Raw genomic sequence first — 19,644 nt, forward strand, 5'->3', positions numbered from 1 at the left:
GATCAGGATTCGTGAGCCGGACTCATGACTCCATCCCGTCAACGAGCATTATCAGAGGCGGTTCAATGGCCTAGGCTCGTAGGCGATATGGCCTGCAACGCTGGTGCTGAGGCGCCCGGCGCTGGCCGTCAGCCCGCCTGAAGAGGAAATCAGCGATGAAATTCGACACACCGGCCGGCACTAATCCGATCGATCAATTGAACGTCATCGGCCAGCCCGCCGACCGCATCGATGGCAAGTTGAAAACCACCGGGACCGCGCCCTACGCGTATGAACAACATGCCGCAGTGCCCAATCCGGCCTATGGGTATATCGTCGGCGCCGGGATCGGCAAGGGACGAATTGCCTCGATCGACTCGACGCAGGCGAGCAACAGTTCCGGGGTGATTGCCATCGTCACCTACGAGAATGCCGGGCCTTTGGCCAAGGGCGAGTTCTATGTCGCGCGCGCCTTGGCCGGCCCGCAGGTGGACCACTATCACCAGGCTGTCGCGATTGTCGTCGCGCAGACATTTGAAGAGGCCCGCGCGGCTGCCAATCTCCTCGAGATCAGCTATGTCGCCGAGCCCGGCGCGTTCGATCTGGCTGCCGCCAAGGATTCGGCTACTCCGCCCCCTCCCGCCGGCTTCGGCCCACCGCCGCAGACGCAGATCGGAGATTTCGAAGGTGCCTTCAGCGCCGCACCGATACAGATCGACCAGCACTACAGCACGCCGGATCAGGCGCACGCGATGATGGAACCCCACGCCACCATCGCCCAGTGGAACGGCAATTCGCTGACGTTGTGGACGTCGATACAGCAGATCAACTGGGGCGTGCGCGATCTGGCCAGGACACTCGGTATACGCAAAGAAGATATTCGTTTGATATCGCCCTACATTGGCGGCGGTTTCGGCGGCAAAGGTACGATCCTGTGTGACGCGGTGCTGGCGGCGCTGGCGGCACGACACGCCGGGCGTCCGGTGAAAGTCGCGCTGCCACGTCCGCTGATGTTCAACAATTTGACCCATCGCCCCGCGACGCTTCAACGCATTCGCATCGGTGCCAGCCGCGAGGGTTTGATCACTGCCATCGGCCATGAGAGTTGGTCAGGCAACCTGCCCGGGGGCCGGGCCGAAGCCGCGACGGCCTCGACGCGTTTGCTCTACGCTGGCGCCAACCGCATGACCCGCTTGAATCTTGCCGTGCTGGACCTGGCCGAAGGTTCGGCCATGCGCGCGCCGGGGGAAGCACCGGGCATGATGGCGCTGGAAATTGCCATGGATGAACTGGCGGAAAAACTCGGCATCGACCCACTGCAGTTGCGCCTGCTCAACGACACACAGGTCGACCCCGAACAGCCATCACGCCCGTTCTCCACACGGCAACTCGTCGCGTGTTTACAAACCGGTGCCGAGCAATTCGGCTGGCACCAGCGCAACGCAAGCGCCGGCCAACGCCTGGAGAATGGCTGGCTGATCGGCATCGGTCTGGCGTCCGCCATACGTGGCGCGCCAACCACCGCATCGGCGGCCCGTGTGCGCCTTGATCGGCACGGCACAATCACCGTCGAAACCGACATGACGGATATCGGCACCGGCAGCTACACGATCATTGCGCAGACCGCCGCCGAGATGATGGGTGTGGAACTGGACCGGGTCGAAGTGCACCTTGGCGACTCGCGCTTTCCGGAGTCGTCGGGATCGGGTGGGCAATGGGGTGCGGCTTCGTCTACCGCCGGGGTCTATGCCGCTTGCGTCAAGTTGCGCGAAGCCGCTGCCCGCGCCGTCGGACTTGATCCGCAAACGGCCGAATTTGCCCTCGGCGAAATGCACGATGGCACGCGACATGTTCCTTTGGCTCAGGCGGCGGCCGCAGGGGATCTCGTTGGCGAAGACCGCATGGAGTTCGGCGATCTGGCCCAGCGCTTTGCCCAGCAGACCTTTGGCGCACATTTCGCCGAAGTCGCGGTCAACGCGGCGACCGGCGAGATTCGCCTGCGCCGCCAAATGGCGGTCTGCGCAGCAGGGCGGATTCTCAATCCAAAGACCGCGCGCAGCCAAATCATCGGCGGCATGACCATGGGCGCCGGGGCCGCACTGATGGAAGAACTGCAGGTCGACAAGCGCCGTGGTTTTTTCGTCAACCATGACCTCGCCGGTTACGAAGTGCCGGTGCACGCAGACATTCCCCATCAGCAGGTGATTTTCCTCGATGAGGTTGATCCGTACGCCACGCCGCTCAAGGCCAAAGGTGTCGGCGAGTTGGGCATCAGTGGCGCCGCAGCGGCCATCGCCAATGCGATTTACAACGCCACCGGCGTGCGCGTGCGCGACTATCCGATCACGCTAGACAAACTTATCGCGCACTTGCCGGAGCAGATTTGACGCCCTGTTCAGTCAGCCCGGCGCGCGCTGGCTGAACACTTCCTTGAACACCGGCACGGCGGAAAACGCATTCGGCCATCCGGCATAGAACGCCAGTTGGGTAATCATTTCCGCCGCTTCGGTCTGGCTCAAACCGTTGTCCATCGCCCGACCCAGGTGATACCCGACCTGGCCGGTCTGCCCGTTGGCCACCAACGAACTGACCGTGATCAGGCTGCGATCGCGAGGCGCCAGACCTGGCCGCAACCACAGATCGCGGAACAGCGCTTTGGTGGTGAACTCGACCAGCCCCGGCGCCACTGATCCCACCGCCGCATTCACGCGCTCCACGCGGTCAGCTTCGCGAGCCTGGTCCAGCGGCAGCAACGACGGCGCAACCGGTGCCAGTTGCTCAGCATCGATGTTGCGCGCGGAGAACACCTCGCCGGCGATAGGCAGAGCCGCTGACGCATTGCCCCAACCGGAATAAAACGCCAGGTGATTGAGCGTTTCGGACAGCTCAAGCGGCGTGACACCGTTGTCCAGCGCAAGGTTGAATTGCGCGGCCATCTCGGCGGTTTGCCCGCGTGCAATCAACACCGCAACCGTCACCAGACTGCGGTCACGCGGTGACAATCCCGGGCGTTTCCATACTTCGCCAAACAACATGGCATCGGTGTTATGAGCCAGTGCCGGGGACACGGCAGCCGCGGCGTCGGAGGTCATTGCAGGTGAACGTTTCATGGAGGTCGAACCTTTTTCAGTTGAAGCACAGGCTGTCAGCAACAGTGCGATGGCCGTCAACAGAAGTCGGCTGGAGTGGGTCACGCTACGAACCGGGAGTGCTGCCATCGTTAAGCTCCTGCTGACGGGATAATCAGCCGCTACGGTAAACCGACGAGGATCTTGCGACTATCTGCGCTCAGCGTCATGAAGTCATGAACACCGTTCATCAATCTGCCTCCTCCATAGAAAGCGAATGGTGCCAAAAACTGGCACTGCCCCGTTATAGAGTCGGTGTCATGTCCACTCTCGGAAGGCGAACCCAACATGTCAGCAGGCTATAAACGTATTCAGTATTCGCGCTACGGCGGCCCGGACGTGATGCGCGTCGAAGCATTCCAGTTGCCAGCACCCGGCAAGGATGAAGTGCTCGTGCAGGTCAGATTTGCAGCGATCAACCCCATTGACTGGAAGTTGCGTCAGGGCCGGATGAAGCTGATCACCGGCAGAACATTTCCGCGCGCGATGGGTATGGATTTCTCTGGCGTGGTTCTTGCGGTTGGGGCGAGTGTCAGACGCTTCCAGGTCGGCGACGCGGTTTTCGGGCTATCCCGCTTCAAAGAAAGTGGCGCATTGGGCGAAGCCGTCGTGACCAGGGAGGACTTTCTGGCGAGCAAACCGGATACTCTTTCCTTCGCCGATGCGGCGTGCCTTGGCACACCGGGCATTACCGCGTGGAACGGGCTGATCGACAAGGCCAGACTGCAAGCCGGTCAGCAGGTTTTCATCAATGGTTGCGCGGGGGCAGTCGGCGAAGCGGCGGTGCAGATCGCCCTGATGTCGGGGGCCACGGTATCGGGCAGTTGCAGCGCGTCGGACGTTGCCCGGGCACAGGCGCTGGGGGTATCGACCGTCTACGACTACCGGTTAACGGACCTGAAGAGGCTGCCGGCGCGCTTCGATGTGGTGTATGACACGGCCGCGACGATGACGGTCTCGACCGGTATCGGATTGCTGCGTCCGGGCGGCTGTTTGCTTGATCTCAATCCGGGGCCGGGTAAATTCCTGCGTGGCTTGATTGATCGGCGACTGAAACTGGTCATTGGCACACCGCGACACGAAATCCTCGAAACACTGGCCAGTGCCGCCAGTGAGGCACGCTTGAAAATTCGGCTAGGAGAAGTGGTGCCGCTGGACGGCGCCATACAACTGATCCGCGAGCTCGAACAGGGCCGCAAACTCGGCGGCAAAGGTGTCGTCGCCATGGAGCGTTAATGGCCAGAAGTCATCGTCTGTTTGAGCTGATGCAAGCGCTGCGGCGTCATCGTCGTACGGTGTCCGGCAAAGCCTTGGCGGCTGAATTGGGCGTGTCGCTGCGCACGATTCGCCGCGACATCGTCACGCTGCAAGGCATGGGGGCCGAGATCGACGGCGAGCCGGGCCTTGGGTATGTGCTCAAGCCCGGTTTTGTCCTGCCGCCGTTATCGTTCAGCACCGAGGAAATACAGGCCTTGGTCATCGGCGCGCAATGGGTCAGCCGGCAGACCGACAGCCAACTCGCGGGCGCCGTCAACAATGCCCTGGCGAAAATCAGTGCCGTGCTGCCCGCACAGATGCGGCCGATTTTCGAAGACGAAACCTTTTATGTGGCCAAGCCACTCAGCCCCGGCACAACCATCGACCTCAGCGAGATTCGTCGGGCGCTGCGCGAGCAGAACAAGCTGCGCATCGCGCTAGCGCTCGAACATGCGGAGGCCGCCGAACACATCATCTGGCCGATCATGTTGGGCTTTATCGAAGGCAAGCGCTGCATCGCGGCGTGGTGCGAAGGCGACAGCCGGTTTCGCGTGATCGATATGGCTGACCTTGCGACGGTGCAGGTGCTCGTCGAACACTACGCGCCTGACCGCCGGCGCTTGATCAAACAATGGCGTGCCGAGGATGTGCGGCCCTGCAACAGTCAGGGCGAGGTGTGTTGAGCCATGTAACCTGGGCCACAACGGCCCCGCCGCTCACACCGCCAGCAGTTGTCGGGTCATCGCCATCGAGGTCTGCAACGACTGCCCGGTACGCTGCAACTTGTTCAGCAAACTGGCGCCCAACCACAGCTGATACAAGGTTTCCGCCAGATGCCGGGCATCGCCCTGGGGCAGGCTGTTTTCGGCTTGCCCCTGTTCGATACACAAGGAAATGCGCGCGACCACTTGCTCGGCACCATCGCGCAAGGTGAGGCGCATCGACTCCGACAGGTCGGCGACTTCGGCGCTGAGCTTCACCACCAGACATTCGTCACCGTGGCCTTCTAGGGTGCAGCGATTCTGCCAGCCCTGCCAGTAATCCATCAGCCGCTCGTACGCGCTCAGACCTGGCAGCGTCAGGCGCCGTTCCATGTCAGCGAGGTAATCGACGAAGTAATCCGCCAGCAATGCCTGGCCGTACAGTTCTTTGGATTTGAAGTAGTGATAGAACGAACCCTTGGGCACACCGGCGGTTTGCAGGATTTCGTTGAGGCCGACACTGGTGAAGCCCTTCTCGGCCATCATCCGGTGGCCGGTGTCGAGCAAGTGTTGGCGGGTGTCGTCGTAGGTCGGTTTCATCGGGCGCAAGTTACCAGGCAATAGACCAGTCGTATTTTCGGAGGAACGGAAGTTTGCCATACCTGTCGATGAAAAACCCTCGGATAAAAAATTACTAGACGACTGGTCTAATTGGAATCTATGCTGCGCCCCGACAAACGTTTTCTGACCGGTGTGGCCGATGCGCGAATGTTTCGCCTAATCGAAGACACCCGACCTAAGCAAGGTGCTCTATGAAAATCTTGATGGTTCTGACTTCCCACGATCAACTCGGCAACACCGGCAAGAAAACCGGCTTCTGGCTGGAAGAGTTCGCCGCGCCCTACTACGCCTTCAAGGACGCCGGCGTCGACGTCACCCTGGTCTCGCCGGCCGGTGGCCAGCCGCCGCTGGACCCGAAAAGCGATGAGCCCGATGCGCAGACCGCCGAGACCGATCGCTTCCGCAAAGACTCCGCCGCGCAACAGGCACTGGCCAATACCGGGCGCTTGGCCGGCGTCAGCGCTGATGGTTTTGATGCCGTGTTTTACCCAGGTGGCCACGGCCCGCTGTGGGATCTGGCTGAAGACAAACGGTCGATCGCGTTGATCGAAGCGTTTGACCGCGCCAACAAACCCCACGGGTTTGTCTGCCATGCGCCAGGTGTGTTGCGTCACGCCCTCACCGCTGACGGCAAACCGCTGGTCCAGCATCGCCAGGTCACCGGTTTCACCAATTCCGAAGAAGAGGCCGTTGGCCTGACGGACGTGGTGCCGTTCCTGATCGAGGACGAGTTCCAGCGCCTCGGTGGCCATTACTCGAAAGTGGCTGACTGGCAGGTCCATGTGGTCGCCGACGGGCAACTGGTCACTGGCCAGAATCCGGCCAGTTCCGCCGCCGTCGCAAAAAAACTGCTGGAGATGCTGGGCTAAACCCTCGCGTCCAACCTTCCTAACGCTGGGTGCATCTTGCCCGGCGTTATTTTTTATCCAGTCAATAGACGACTGGTCTAATAAGCCGCTAAAAGGTCACCCATGAACAACAGCCGTTTCTTCACCCCCGCCACTCTCGGCCATCACACCCTGAAAAACCGTATCGTCCTGCCACCCCTCACCCGCCAGCGCAGCACCCAACCGGGCAACATCGCCAATGAGCTGATGGCCGAGTATTACCAACAGCGCGCCGGCGCCGGTCTGCTGGTCACCGAAGGCACGCAGATCGAACCTCGCGGCCAGGGTTATGCGTGGACGCCGGGCATTCATACCGCAGAGCAAATCGCCGGTTGGCGCAAAGTCACCGAGGCGGTGCATGCCGTGGACGGGGTGATTTTCGCCCAGCTGTGGCACGTCGGCCGCGTCTCCCACACCGCGCTGCAACCCGACGGCGGAGCCCCGGTTTCAGCTTCCGCCGTGGCAACCGATCGGGTCAGCGTGTTTATCGAAACCGCGCCTGGCGCCGGCGAACTGGTGCCACCGTCGGCACCGCGCGCGCTGAGCACCGATGAAGTGCAGGAACTGGTTCAGCTGTACATCCAGGCCGCACGCAACGCGATGGACGCCGGCTTCGACGGCATCGAATTGCACTGCGCCAACGGTTATCTGGTGAACCAGTTCATCTCCGCCCACAGCAACCTGCGCGACGATCAGTACGGCGGCTCGCTGCACAACCGCCTGCGCTTTCTCAAGGAAGTGGTCGCCGGCGTCGCCGAGTGCATCGGCAAGGAAAAAGTCGGCGTGCGCTTCGCCCCGCTATTTACTACCACCGATGAAGCGCGCACTTATCTGGGCATGGTCGAGGAGGATCCGCACACCACCTACATCGAGGCGATCAAAATCCTGCAAGACGTCGGCATTGCCTATCTGTCGATCGCCGAAGCCGACTGGGACAACGCCCCGGCGATGCCCCTCACGTTTCGTCAGGCCATGCGCGATACCTTCAGCGGCGCGATCATTTATGCCGGGCGTTACACCGCCAAATCCGGCGCGCAACTGCTCGAATCCGGACTTGCCGATCTGGTCGCCTTCGGCCGGCCGTTCATGGCCAACCCCGATCTGCCTGCGCGTATCGCCAATGACTGGCCGTTGAATGCGTTGAACCCGGCGACGGTGTATGGCGGCAACGCCGAAGGCTATGTGGATTACCCCGTTTATCCCGGCTAAGCCTTTCAAGGCAACGTAAAACGCTCCCGAAACAGCGGGAGCGTTCATCCGAATCGGAGTGCAAACCCTTGTGGGAGCGAGCCTGCTCGCGAAAGCGGCGGGTCTGTCACTCACAATGTTGAATGTGACGACGCCTTCGCGAGCAGGCTCGCTCCCACAGGGGGGATGTGAATATTCACCGCACAAAAACCTATACAATTACTATAATCTGTACAACTATCTGGACTTAACGTTTAAACGTCCACTCGGCAGCCTGCTGCTCATTACGCTGAATCCGTCAAATGAACAAAACCCATCGTCTGTGCCTCGTTCTGGGCGACCAGTTATCGTTTGATCTGGCGTCATTGGCCGATCTGGATGGCAAACAAGACCGTGTGCTGATGGTCGAGGTCATGGAGGAAGCCAGCCATGTCGCCCATCATCCGCAGAAGATCGCGCTGATTTTCAGCGCCATGCGTCATTTCGCTCAGGCGTTGGAAAACCAGGGCTTCCAAGTGCAGTACGTGACCCTCGACGACCCGCACAACAGCGGCTCGGTACCCGGCGAATTAAAGCGCTGGCAGGCGCTGCTGCAAGCGAACGAGATTCACCTGACCGAATGCGGCGACTGGCGTCTGGAGCAATCACTGAAGGAGTGTGGCTTGCCGATCCACTGGCATGCCGACAACCGTTTCCTCTGCAGCCGCGATGAGTTTCGCACTTGGGCCGCTGGCAAAAAACAGCTGCGCATGGAGTTCTTCTATCGCGAGATACGCCGCAAAAGTCGCCTGCTGCTCAACGGTGACGGCACGCCGGTCGGCGGCGCGTGGAACTTTGACGCCGACAATCGCAAAGCCCTGCCCAAATCCGTCAAGGCGCCCTACCCGGCGGGTTTTACCAACGATGCAATCACCCTCGAAGTCCTCGCACTGGTCAAGGAACGCTTCGCCAGTCACTACGGCAGCCTGGATGATTTCAACTATCCGGTGACGCACGCCGATGCCCAGGCATTGTGGGCCTGGTTTCTCGACTACGGGCTGGCGGGCTTCGGTGATTATCAGGACGCCATGGCCAGCGACGAACCGTTTCTGTTCCATGCCCGCATCAGCGCTGCGCTGAACATTGGCTTGCTCGATCTGCGTCAACTCTGCAGTGACGTGGAGTCGGCCTATTGGTCAGGCAACATCGCGCTGAATGCCGCCGAAGGCTTCATCCGGCAACTGATCGGCTGGCGCGAATATGTGCGTGGCGTCTACTGGCTGCACATGCCGGAATACGCCGAGGGCAATGCCTTCGGTAATACCCGGCGCCTGCCAGAGTTTTACTGGACCGGCGACACACAGATGAACTGCATGCGCCAGGCCATCGGTCAAAGCCTCAAACACGCCTACGCCCATCATATTCAGCGCCTGATGGTGACCGGCAATTTCGCCCTGCTCGCCGGCATCGCGCCGAGCCAGATCTGTGAATGGTATCTGGCGATTTATATGGACGCTTTCGACTGGGTCGAGCGGCCCAATACCCTCGGCATGGTCATGCACGCCGATGGCGGTTACCTCGGTTCCAAGCCTTATTGCGCCAGCGGCCAGTACATCAACCGGATGTCCGACTACTGTCGCGACTGTGCTTACTCGGTGCGCGAAACCACGGCCGACAACGCCTGCCCGTTCAATGCGTTGTACTGGCATTTCCTGATGCGCCACGGTGACCTTCTGCGCGGCAATCAGCGCATGGGCATGATGTACAAAAACCTCGATCGCATGCCGCTGGAAAAACAGCAGGCTTTGTGGCAGCGCGGGCAAGGGCTGCTCGACAGACTGGATCTCGGCGAATCGCTATGAACGCGCGCGAGCTTGATCCTCGTGCAACTTAAACATGAGACACCGGGTCAATGGCTCACAAAGCTTGTGAAGCAGAGGGCTTGAAACACGCCAATTGAACGCAGGCCAACCATCAACGCATGAAGGGTGAACATCCTGAAACAGCTTACTCGCGAGGAGCTTGAGTCTGAGGTCACGCGCCTGCGTCTGGCCGTCAAGGCGACCTGCGACGCCGTCTGGGACTGGGATCTGCAAACCAACCAGGTCATCTGGAACGACTCGCTGCAACAGGCCTATGGCTACGCGTCAGGCGCCATCGAGCCGACGTGTGATTGGCGATTTGCGCAGATTCACACGCAGGATCGCGCGCGCGTGACCACCTCGATTCGCTCGGCGATTGACGGCTCCGGGACGACCTGGAGCGCTGAGTACCGCTTCCTCTGCCACGATGGTTCATACGCCGAAGTGCTTGATCGCGGACATCTGATCCGCAGTGCCGATGGCAAAGCCGAACGCATGATCGGCGCGATGCTCGACCTGACCCGCTCGCGCAGTGCCGAAACTGCATTGCGTCGTAGCGAAGAACGCTTCAGCACCATTCTGGAGACCATCGAAGCCGCGTTCGCCATCGTCAAAGTCAAATTCGACGCCGACGACCACCCCATCGACTATTACTTCGTCGAAGCCAACCCGGCGTTCGAGCGTCAGGCCGGGGTCAACCTGCGGGGCAAGTGGGTCACCGAGTTTGCGCCCAACCTGGAGAAATTCTGGTTCGAGACTTACGGCCATGTGGCCAAGACCGGCGAGCCGGCCAACTTCGAGAACTACGCCAATACCTTCGAACGCTGGTTCGATGTTCGCGCTGTCCGCGTCGGCGACCCGGCCGATCGGCAGATTGCGATCTTCTTCAGCGATGTCACCGAGCGCCGCGACGCGCAAGAACGTTTGCGCATCAGCGAGGCCGTCGCCCGGGAAAACGTCGAACGCGTGCAACTGGCCCTTGCCGCTGGCGCCATTATCGGTACCTGGCACTGGCACTTGCCCAGCGATCGTTTCAGCGTCGATGAGGCTTTCGCGCGGGTGTTCGACCTCGATCCTGCCTGGGGTCTCGACGGTCTGAGCCTGGAACAAGTGGTGATGACCGTTCACCCGGACGACAGGGAAGGACTCACAACCGCGATCAATGAAGTCATTGCCCGTGGAGGTGCCTATTCGCACCAATACCGAGTGCGCGGCGCGGATGGCAAATACACCTGGATTGAAGCGAACGGCCGCGTCGAGTGCGCCGAAGACGGCACGCCTTTGCGCTTTCCCGGCGTGCTCATCGATGTCGAAGACCGGCGCAATGTCGAAGCCGAGCGCGACCGGGTCACCGCCGCATTGAAAGCCCTCAATGACACACTGGAACAACGAGTCTCGGCGCGAACCGCAGAACTGATGCAGGCCGAAGAGAAGTTGCGCCAATCGCAGAAAATGGAAGCGGTCGGGCAACTCACCGGCGGTCTTGCCCATGACTTCAACAACCTGTTGGCAGGCATTTGCGCCTCCCTTGAACTGATGGAGAAACGCATCCGTCAAGGTCGTCTGAACGACATCGACAAATACATGCTGATCGCTCAGGACGCGGCCAAACGCGCGACGGCCCTGACCCACCGCCTGCTGGCCTTCTCCCGGCGACAGACCCTCGATCCACGGCCAACTGAAGTCAATGCACTGATTGCCGGCATGAGCGAACTGATCCAGCGCACCGTCGGCCCGAGCATTCGCTTGAAGACGGTAGTCGCCGCCGATCTGTGGCCGGCGCTGGTCGATGCCAGCCAACTGGAAAACGCCCTGCTCAACCTGTGCATCAACGCCCGCGATGCGATGCCCGATGGCGGCAGCATCACCGTCGAAACCGCCAACCGAACCCTGGATGCTGAATCAGCGCGCGTACGGGAAATGCCCGAAGGGCAATACCTGTGCCTGTCGGTCGCCGACACCGGTACCGGTATGAGTGCGGAAGTCATGGCCAAGGCCTTCGACCCGTTTTTCACCACCAAACCGCTGGGCCAGGGCACCGGGCTGGGGCTGTCGATGATTTACGGTTTCACCAAGCAATCCGGCGGACAGGTGCGGGTGCAATCGGCCGTGGGGCAAGGCACGGTCATGTGCATTTACCTGCCGCGCTACCTCGGCGAAACGCAGCGCAATCACGATGACGCGCAAAGCTCGGCAACCCTGCTGGCAAAGACCGGCGAGACCATTCTGATTGTCGACGACGAACCCACCGTTCGCACGCTGCTCAAGGACGTGCTGAACGACCTTGGCTACAACCTGCTCGAAGCGGGCGACAGCGTTGAGGGGCTGGAAGTATTGCGTTCCAGCGCGCACATCGATTTGCTCATCACCGATGTCGGCTTGCCGGGCGGCATGAACGGCCGGCAGATGGCCGATGCGGGCCGGGAAATCAGACCGAAGCTAAAGACCTTGTTCATTACCGGGTACGCGGAAAACTCAGTGATCGGCAACGGTCAACTCGGCCCGGGCATGCAGGTGCTGACCAAACCGTTTGCCGTCGACACCCTCGTGTCACGGGTCAGTGGCCTGCTGACCATCGACTTCGATTGAAGGTTGCGCAGCGAACCTCATGAACCTGTTGCGCCCTGCCGTTTTCGCTTGATACAGCGCTTGATCGGCGCACTCGATCAGAGCGCTCAGCGGCTCCAGCTGCGGACCGCGCGCAGCGGCGATGCCGATGCTCAGGCTCACGCGGGCCAAGGGACTGGAGGGGTGTGCGATGTTGGCTTGCTGCAAGCGCTCGATAATCAGCTGCGCAACCACTTCGGCTCCGTCAATATGGGTGTCGGGCATGATCACGGCGAACTCCTCGCCGCCATAGCGCGCCACCAGGTCTGACGGCCGCCGCACACACGCATCCAGCACGCTACCGACGGTTTGCAGACAGGCGTCGCCGGCAACGTGCCCGAGTGCATCATTGAACCGCTTGAAATAGTCGATATCGATCATCAGCAACGCCAGCGACGAGCCGTCGCGCTTTGCCCGCCGCGCCTCTGTGGCCAGGGTTTCGTCGAAGCAGCGCCGATTTGCCAGCCCGGTCAGCGCATCCTTCATGGCCAACAGTTCCAGTTGCCGATTGGAGCCGAGCAACTGCTGTTGAGCGATGCGCAGTTCGCCCTCAACCTGGGTCCGGCGACGGATGTCGAGGATCAAGAACAAGCCGATCAGACCGGTAAGCCCCAACAGCCCCGCCACCACCACCGCCGACAGCAGCGCTTCCGTTCGCCACGCCGTGAGCGCTTCACGCTTGCCGATGGCGACCGTGGTGATCAGCGGCAATTTCTCGCTTTTGCGGAACGCATAGAGGCGTTCGACGCCATCCAGGCTGGAGGTATAAGACGCGGTGCCGACCGATTGATCGACCAGGTACTTGGCGTAGATCGGCGACTTGGAAAAGTTGCGGCCCATGTCCTGTTCGCGGAACGGATAGCGAACCAGCAATGTGCCGTCGGTATAGGACAAGCCGATGGCCCCGTCCTGGCCGATGTCGAGTTTGCCGAACAGGCGCAGGAAGTTTTCCACGCCCAGGGTCACGGCCACCACCCCGGCAAACTCGCCACGATCATCATTGAAGCGGCGGCTGACGGTAATCACCCATTCCTGATTGGAACGGCTGCGGATGGGTGGCCCGATATAGGGTTCGCGGCTCGGATCGTCGCGATGATGAATGAAATAAGCCCGATCACTGCTGTTGGCACCCACCGGAATCGGCCGGTTCGACGACATCAGCCAATGACCTTGACGGTCATAAATGGTGATACCGCTCAGCTGTGGCATCAGCGGTTGCTGGCGGTTGACCAGCGCACTCAGGCGCTGGATCTGCGCGGGACCACTGCCTTCGGTTTCGAGGCGTTCGACCAGCCCGAGTAGCAGCAGCGAACTTTGCCGGACAATGCCTTCGGAATAGGTCTCCAGTGCCTGGGTCAGGTTCAACCCGTGCACGTTGACCTCTTCCAGCGCGCGATCGCGCGAAGACAGCACTTTCCAGATGGTCAGCGACGCCAGAGAGCAGCCGATGACCAGCAGCAAGAGGATGACGAGGTGGGTATCACGCTTCACGAAAGTACCTAATGGAAAGTCCGGTTTCCCGTTCCGGCCGTTACTGATTCAAGGCAATAACAGCGGTCGTATGTCCTCGACCGGCGCAAGGATACAAGCAGCGCGTCGAACGTGCAGCAACCGTATGACGGAACGTCGTTTTCAACCCCTTGGCGTTGTTTCGCAACGACACGACAGCGGCCTGCAACTTATATTCACGGCCGCAGGTCATTAGGCTTGCTGAGGTTGAATCCATCCGCAAACCTCGAACATTGAAGATACCGCCGTGGCCGCTGACCTCGATCGCCGCAACAACCTGTCACTGGACAGCCTGAACTTTTTCCTCGCCGACGTGCGCGACGGTCTCGGCCCGTATCTGGCCATTTACCTGTTGGCGGTGCATCACTGGGAGCCGGCCAGCATTGGCCTGGTGATGACCATCGCCGGGGTCGCCGCGCTGATCACCCAGACACCCGCCGGCGCCTGGGTCGACAACAGCCGGCGCAAACGAGCGTTGATTGCGATCGCCGCGCTGCTGGTGACCGGCAGTTGCCTGCTGCTGCCATTCGTGACGTCGTTCACTTGGGTGGCACTGACGCAAACCCTCAGTGCAATGGCCGCGTCGATATTCGCCCCGGCGATTTGTGCGATTACCCTGGGCATGACCGGACCACGGGCGTTCACCCGGCGAACCGGGCGCAATGAAACCTTCAATCATGCCGGCAACGCCTGCGCCGCCCTCCTCGCCGGCGTATTCGCGTATCTGTTCGGCCCGGTGGCGGTGTTCTATCTGATGGCGGCCATGGCCCTGGCCAGTGTCATCGCCATTGCCTGCGTGTCGCCAGCAGCCATCGACCATGATCTGGCCCGTGGACTGGATCCGGCCGACGCTGGCCATCGCCAACCTTCCGGGTTATCCGTGCTGCTGAGCAACCGGCCGCTGTTGCTGTTCGCCATTTGCTGTGCACTGTTCCACCTCGCCAACGCGGCGATGTTGCCGCTGGTCAGTCAAAAACTCGCGCAAGCCAATTTGCAGATGGCCACCCCGCTGACCTCCGCCTGCATCGTGGCCGCGCAATTGGTGATGGTGCCGGCGGCATTACTGGTCGGGGCCAAAGCCGACTTGTGGGGACGCAAACCGCTGCTGCTGGCCGGTTTTCTGATCCTGCCCTTGCGCGGTGTGCTCTATACGCTGTCGGACGATGCTTATTGGCTGGTCGCGGTGCAGCTGCTCGACGGTGTCGGCGCCGGTCTGTTCGGCGCCTTGTTTCCGATCATGGTCAAAGACCTCACCCAAGGTACCGGTCACTTCAACATCAGCCTCGGCGCACTGACGACTGCCTTCGGACTGGGCGCAGCGCTGAGCAACGGCCTCGCCGGGTTCGTTGTGCAGGAGGCTGGTTACAGCGCGGCGTTTCTGACCCTGGCCGGTATTGCGGCGGTGGCGGTTGTGTTGCTTGGGGTCGGGGTTCCGGAAACCCAGCGCAGTGGTCGTCAGGCAGAAAGCGGATTGGTCGAGGCCAGTACTGAATCCTCAGCGTAATCCATAGCCGTCCCTGCCCTCTGATCGCCGCCATATCGTGTCTGCGCGGCGTTGAAAATCCAGATTCAGTGGATCAGGCAAGCAATCCAGAGGAATGCACTTCGGCGCTGAGGCGCTGATCGAGAGAATGTTCGTGCACAGGCTCAGACGAATAAACCCTCAATCGCAAGGACATTCCAGTGAAAGGTTTTTGCTTGGCCTTCGGGCTGCTCTTCAGTACTTTTTCAGCCATGGGAGCCGATATGTCGAACGGCGCAGACAACTTCTACACCAGCGATAAAGTGACCGTGGAAAAGGTCACCTTCAAGAACCAGTACGGGATGAAGGTCGCAGGCAATCTGTTCAGCCTGAAGAACCTTGACCCGCAGTCCAAAAATGCCGCGATCATCGTCGGCCACCCGATGGGCGCGGTGAAAGAGCAAAGCGCCAATCTCTACGCGACCAAAATGGCCGAACAAGGTTTCGTCACGCTGTCGTTCGACTTGTCCTTCTGGGGCGAAAGCGAGGGCCTGCCACGCCAGTCGGTTGCACCGGACATTTATGCCGAAGACTTCAGCGCGGCGGTGGACTTTCTCGGCACTCGCCCACTGGTCGATCGCGAGCGTATCGGCGTCATCGGTATTTGCGGCAGCGGCAGCTTTGCCATCAGCGCCGCCAAAATCGACCCACGTTTGAAGGCGATTGCCACTGTCAGCATGTACGACATGGGCGCCGCCAACCGTAACGGCCTCAAGCATTCGCTCACGCCAGCACAACGCCAATCCATCATTGAACAGACGGCGCAGCAGCGTAACGCGCAGTTCTGGGGCGGCCCAGTGCGCTACACCGGCGGCACACCGCTGAAACTCACCGGTAATGCCGTGGGGGACGAGTTCTACGATTTCTACCGCACTGCGCGTGGTCAGGTCACCCCGGCCGGCGCTTCACCGCAGACCACTACCATGCCGACGCTGGTCAGCAATGTGAAGTTCATGAACTTCTACCCGTTCAATGACATCGAGAGTATCTCCCCGCGCCCGCTGCTGTTCATCGCCGGTGCTCAGGCGCACTCCCGCGAGTTCAGTGAAGACGCGTACCAGCGCGCGGCCGAACCCAAAGAGCTGCTGATCATTCCAGGGGCCGGCCATGTCGACTTGTACGACCGGGTCAACCTGATTCCCTTCGCCAAATTGACCACGTTTTTCAGCCAAAACCTGAAGTAACGCCATCGTAGCGCTGCCAGCGCTTTAAAGCGCAGACACGACAAAGCCTGCTTTTCAGGGCAGGCTTTTCGTTTGCAGCACGTCAGCTTACTTCTGCTGAGCCGTCAACGCCGAATAGCTGTTCATCAGGTTGCGGTAGTTGGGGATGCGCTGCGACAGCAGATTGCCCAACCCTTCAATGTCGTTGCGCCAGTCGCGGTGCAGCTCACACGCCACCGAAAACCAGTTCATCATCTGTGCGCCGGCCTGAGTCATGCGACTCCATGCAGCCTGTTGCACTGTGGTGTTGAAAGTGCCGGAAGCGTCGGTCACCACAAACACCTCAAACCCTTCTGCCAGCGCCGACAAGGTCGGGAACGCTACGCACACATCCGTCACCACACCGGCAATGATGATCTGCTTGCGGCCAGTGGCTTTGATCGCCTTGACGAAGTCTTCGTTGTCCCAGGCGTTGATCTGGCCTGGACGAGCGATGTACGGCGCGTCCGGGAACATCTCTTTCAGCTCTGGCACCAGCGGGCCGTTCGGGCCTTGTTCAAAACTGGTGGTGAGGATGGTCGGCAGCTCAAAGAACTTGGCCAGATCCGCCAGGGCCAGCACATTGTTCTTGAACTCGTTCGGCGAGAAGTCCTGCACCAGCGAAATCAGGCCGGTCTGGTGGTCGACCAGCAGCACGATAGCGTCGTCTTTGTTCAGGCGGTTGTAGGTTGGAGTGGTCATGGTGTGCGTCCCTTTTCAATGTTGGAAAGTTGTTGTTGCGTTCAAGTTGTGTACAGGTTACTGACGCATCGGAAAGGGATAAATCGGTTGAAATGGGTTTCACCGTCAACCTGAACAGGACAATTCAACGACGGTGTTCTCTTCGTTCCCACGTTGAAGCCAGCAAATTCAGGGTTATTAGCTAATAACACCTTCATTAAACAGTCGCTCAAACGTTGTACTAGGATAGGATCCAAGTCTGCGGCTTTTCGTCGACCAAGGAGATCGTCGACGGTGCTGCAGACGTTTTTGAATTAACGCCTCTCAGGGATGACACGCATATGAATTCACACTTGTTCCCCCACATCGGCAAGGTCATCGCCAGCACCGGCAGCCGGCACTTTCCGCGCATGCTGCATGACCTGATCCTGACGCAACTGGCGGTAGACGCCACGCACATCCGGCAGATGCGCATCGAACCGGTAAGCCGCGCGTCGAGCCGCAGTGAGCCGGAGCCGCTGAAAGAGCCGGCCCTGCTCGCCGAAACGGTGTTTTCCGAACACAATGCGGCGGCCCACCACTTACAGAACGCGCCGGTCGCGACCAGCGCGGACGCCTCGCAACTGCACCTGACCCGGCGCAAGGACGGCTATCGCTACGTGATTTCGGTATACCGCAACGGCGAGTCACAGCGCTTTTCCGCGCAGGAGCGCAGCCTGTTGCAGGACATCTCCCCGGTGCTGCTGCCGATGGTGGAAAAACACATCAACGCCCTGCAACCGGCCACCCCTGATCCACAAATTCCGTCCGAAGTAGCCGAAGGCAGCGGCTTGGAAACCTTGCGCCTACGCTTCGACGAGCGCCTGGAGCAACTGGGGCTGAGCCTGTCGAACCGCGAAACCGAAGTGTGTGTCGGCCTGCTCGCCGGGCGCACGGCGCCGGAACTGGCTGAACAATTGGCGTTGAAGGTCAACACCGTGGAGAGCTATCTGAAACGCGCGGCGATCAAGTTGGGCATCAGCGGACGGCATTCGTTGATGCGCTGGATGTATTCGCCGCTAGAGGGATCGGCGTCGAGTGCGGCGTGATACGCAGGAATTAGCGAAGGCTTGGTTTTTTTGGTCGTGTCAGTGAGATTCCCCCCTCACCCCAGCCCTCTCCCCCCAAGGGGGGCGAGGGGGAAAGGGAGCCGATCTCGGTTGAATTCGAAACTGAGTTCGACTTTTGAGCCGAACTTTGAGCTTTTCAAAACCTGAGTTCGACTCGGTATCTCACGTCGGTGCATCTCGACAGAACCCCGCGATCAGTCCCCTCTCCCTCCGGGCGGTCCGACGTTTCGGGAGGGTTAGGGTGAGGGCAATCCCGCGACGTGCTCCAATGCCTGATTCACCGCCAATTCCCCCAACATCACCACTTGCGCAATACCCAGCAAGGTATTGCGATGCGGCCCCTCCAGCATCCCGGCAAAATCACACAACATGACCGAAGCCGAGGCCAGCGATTCACAGGCGTTTGCCAGTAGGGATTCGGTATCAATTTGCGGATTGACCCGGAACATAGCGTTGGGCGTGTAGGGCGTGGCCATGATGTTGACCGCAGTCACCGGCGGATCGGGTGTCTTGGACATAAGCTAAAACTCCTTCTGCGCAGCGAGGGAGCAGGCTCCCTCACGCGGCTGTTTCGCAATTAGTTGGGCAAGCGCTGATTGTCGAGGACGCGACTCACCACCAACTCACTCAACATGATCACCTGTTGCAGGATCAGCATTTTCTTGCGGTGAGGGCTGTCGACCGAGTCGGCAAGGTCGCGGGCCATGTCACTGGCCGATGACAACGATTCGTAGGCTTCAACGAGCAGGGTTTCGTCGTCGACGGTGGGGTCGATCAGGTAGATCTTGCCGGTTTTGCGGGTGGGTTTTGAGGTTTTGAGCGCGGAAGGATTGAGGTAGAAATTGATCGCCCGTTCTGTGGCCTCTTTGATGTTTTGAGGTTCGAGCGCGGCGTCGTAGGGGATTGGATCGGTATCTGGTGGGTTGGGTGTGGCTTTGAACATAGATAAAGTCTCGTATCGAAATTGACCGGAGCCATCACTTTCGCTACCAAACGAAGGTGGCGGCCATGCGCGGGTTGGTAGACCGGTCGATACGGAAACCCGGCGCTCATGAATGAGCCCCACGCATGTCCACCATATAAAACGCAGCCGCAAAAAGAGACTGCATAAGGTGGCGCCATACGGCGGTACCGAAGCGGGCTACCAAACCCGATCACTGATTTGCAGTGACAGGCAAACGATATATCCCGACCCATAGCCGCGTAAGCCGGCGGATTCTGGCGTACGCGTAGGTAACGACGCAAGGTGTTGTAGGCGGTATGACGTAACGGTTCGTGTAATTTAAACGGACAATCGGCGTTGTGTTTATTGATGGAAATACTGGATGGCGGTGGTTCGAGGTTTTGCGGTGTGTCAGTGAGATTCCCCCCTCACCCCAGCCCTCTCCCCCCAAGGGGGGCGAGGGGGAAAG

At 60.2% G+C, this 19,644-nt stretch carries 16 protein-coding genes; 10 read left to right on the plus strand and 6 right to left on the minus strand.

Translation table 11 applies throughout. The annotated features are described in order from the left end of the window. The first annotated feature begins 155 nt into the window (after positions 1 to 155). Positions 156 to 2,366 carry an aldehyde oxidoreductase molybdenum-binding subunit PaoC gene (paoC, locus tag RMV17_RS16730; RefSeq protein ID WP_311881268.1) on the plus strand — a complete coding sequence of 737 codons (2,211 nt, stop codon included), beginning with the start codon at positions 156 to 158 and terminating at the stop codon, positions 2,364 to 2,366. A gap of 12 nt (positions 2,367 to 2,378) precedes the next feature. Here the strand turns inward: paoC and RMV17_RS16735 are convergent, their stop codons facing one another. Next, positions 2,379 to 3,089 carry a carboxymuconolactone decarboxylase family protein gene (locus RMV17_RS16735; RefSeq protein WP_240049745.1) on the minus strand — a complete coding sequence of 237 codons (711 nt, stop codon included), beginning with the start codon at positions 3,087 to 3,089 and terminating at the stop codon, positions 2,379 to 2,381. A 306-nt stretch (positions 3,090 to 3,395) separates the two neighbouring features. Between RMV17_RS16735 and RMV17_RS16740 the strand changes: the two genes are divergently transcribed. Next, positions 3,396 to 4,343: an NAD(P)-dependent alcohol dehydrogenase gene (locus RMV17_RS16740; protein WP_102899147.1), complete on the plus strand. Its 948-nt coding sequence runs from the start codon at positions 3,396 to 3,398 to the stop codon at positions 4,341 to 4,343. Beyond that, positions 4,343 to 5,047: an HTH domain-containing protein gene (locus tag RMV17_RS16745; protein ID WP_311881273.1), complete on the plus strand. Its 705-nt coding sequence runs from the start codon at positions 4,343 to 4,345 to the stop codon at positions 5,045 to 5,047. Before RMV17_RS16740 ends, RMV17_RS16745 begins: the two co-directional genes overlap by 1 nt. A gap of 33 nt (positions 5,048 to 5,080) precedes the next feature. On the opposite strand, the gene RMV17_RS16750 is transcribed toward RMV17_RS16745, so the two are convergent. Beyond that, positions 5,081 to 5,665, minus strand: coding sequence for a TetR/AcrR family transcriptional regulator (locus tag RMV17_RS16750; protein ID WP_311881275.1), 585 nt, complete (start codon positions 5,663 to 5,665; stop codon positions 5,081 to 5,083). Positions 5,666 to 5,877: 212 nt separating this feature from the next. On the opposite strand from RMV17_RS16750, the gene RMV17_RS16755 reads away from it, so the two are divergent. The 4 genes from RMV17_RS16755 (at position 5,878) to RMV17_RS16770 (ending at position 12,191) form a co-directional block, all read left to right on the plus strand. Further along, positions 5,878 to 6,555 (plus strand): type 1 glutamine amidotransferase domain-containing protein, encoded by a 678-nt coding sequence (locus tag RMV17_RS16755; RefSeq protein WP_311881277.1) that lies wholly within the window; start codon positions 5,878 to 5,880, stop codon positions 6,553 to 6,555. A 102-nt stretch (positions 6,556 to 6,657) separates the two neighbouring features. Continuing rightward, entirely contained in the window at positions 6,658 to 7,782 is a 1,125-nt protein-coding gene (locus RMV17_RS16760; RefSeq protein WP_311881279.1) for an alkene reductase, read from the plus strand. A gap of 281 nt (positions 7,783 to 8,063) precedes the next feature. Then, complete coding sequence (locus RMV17_RS16765; protein ID WP_311881280.1) at positions 8,064 to 9,602, plus strand: cryptochrome/photolyase family protein; 1,539 nt, start codon at positions 8,064 to 8,066, stop codon at positions 9,600 to 9,602. A 126-nt stretch (positions 9,603 to 9,728) separates the two neighbouring features. Next, entirely contained in the window at positions 9,729 to 12,191 is a 2,463-nt protein-coding gene (locus RMV17_RS16770) for a PAS domain-containing protein (RefSeq protein ID WP_311881283.1), read from the plus strand. Here RMV17_RS16770 and RMV17_RS16775 read toward each other — a convergent pair. Beyond that, a complete protein-coding gene (locus tag RMV17_RS16775; RefSeq protein WP_311881284.1) occupies positions 12,153 to 13,700 on the minus strand; it encodes a sensor domain-containing diguanylate cyclase in 1,548 nt (515 codons plus the stop codon). The genes RMV17_RS16770 and RMV17_RS16775 overlap by 39 nt on opposite strands. 265 nt (positions 13,701 to 13,965) lie before the next feature. On the opposite strand from RMV17_RS16775, the gene RMV17_RS16780 reads away from it, so the two are divergent. Further along, complete coding sequence (locus RMV17_RS16780) at positions 13,966 to 15,222, plus strand: MFS transporter (RefSeq protein WP_311881286.1); 1,257 nt, start codon at positions 13,966 to 13,968, stop codon at positions 15,220 to 15,222. A 230-nt stretch (positions 15,223 to 15,452) separates the two neighbouring features. Next, positions 15,453 to 16,424 (plus strand): alpha/beta hydrolase, encoded by a 972-nt coding sequence (locus tag RMV17_RS16785; protein WP_311881288.1) that lies wholly within the window; start codon positions 15,453 to 15,455, stop codon positions 16,422 to 16,424. A gap of 87 nt (positions 16,425 to 16,511) precedes the next feature. On the opposite strand, the gene ycaC is transcribed toward RMV17_RS16785, so the two are convergent. Beyond that, positions 16,512 to 17,144, minus strand: a complete 633-nt coding sequence (gene ycaC / locus RMV17_RS16790) for an isochorismate family cysteine hydrolase YcaC (protein WP_007915995.1) — start codon at positions 17,142 to 17,144, stop codon at positions 16,512 to 16,514. A 320-nt stretch (positions 17,145 to 17,464) separates the two neighbouring features. On the opposite strand from ycaC, the gene RMV17_RS16795 reads away from it, so the two are divergent. Further along, positions 17,465 to 18,211 (plus strand): helix-turn-helix transcriptional regulator, encoded by a 747-nt coding sequence (locus RMV17_RS16795; protein WP_311881290.1) that lies wholly within the window; start codon positions 17,465 to 17,467, stop codon positions 18,209 to 18,211. 257 nt (positions 18,212 to 18,468) lie between these two features. Here the strand turns inward: RMV17_RS16795 and RMV17_RS16800 are convergent, their stop codons facing one another. Together RMV17_RS16800 and RMV17_RS16805 are read right to left on the minus strand one after the other, a co-directional pair. Beyond that, on the minus strand, positions 18,469 to 18,750 hold the full coding sequence (locus RMV17_RS16800; protein WP_311881291.1) for a DUF6124 family protein: 282 nt from the start codon (positions 18,748 to 18,750) through the stop codon (positions 18,469 to 18,471). Positions 18,751 to 18,809: 59 nt separating this feature from the next. Then, positions 18,810 to 19,175 carry a DUF6124 family protein gene (locus RMV17_RS16805; protein ID WP_186624360.1) on the minus strand — a complete coding sequence of 122 codons (366 nt, stop codon included), beginning with the start codon at positions 19,173 to 19,175 and terminating at the stop codon, positions 18,810 to 18,812. Between the last annotated feature and the right edge of the window lie 469 nt (positions 19,176 to 19,644).

Source organism: Pseudomonas sp. VD-NE ins, assembly GCF_031882575.1.
GTDB lineage: Bacteria > Pseudomonadota > Gammaproteobacteria > Pseudomonadales > Pseudomonadaceae > Aquipseudomonas > Aquipseudomonas fluorescens_BZ.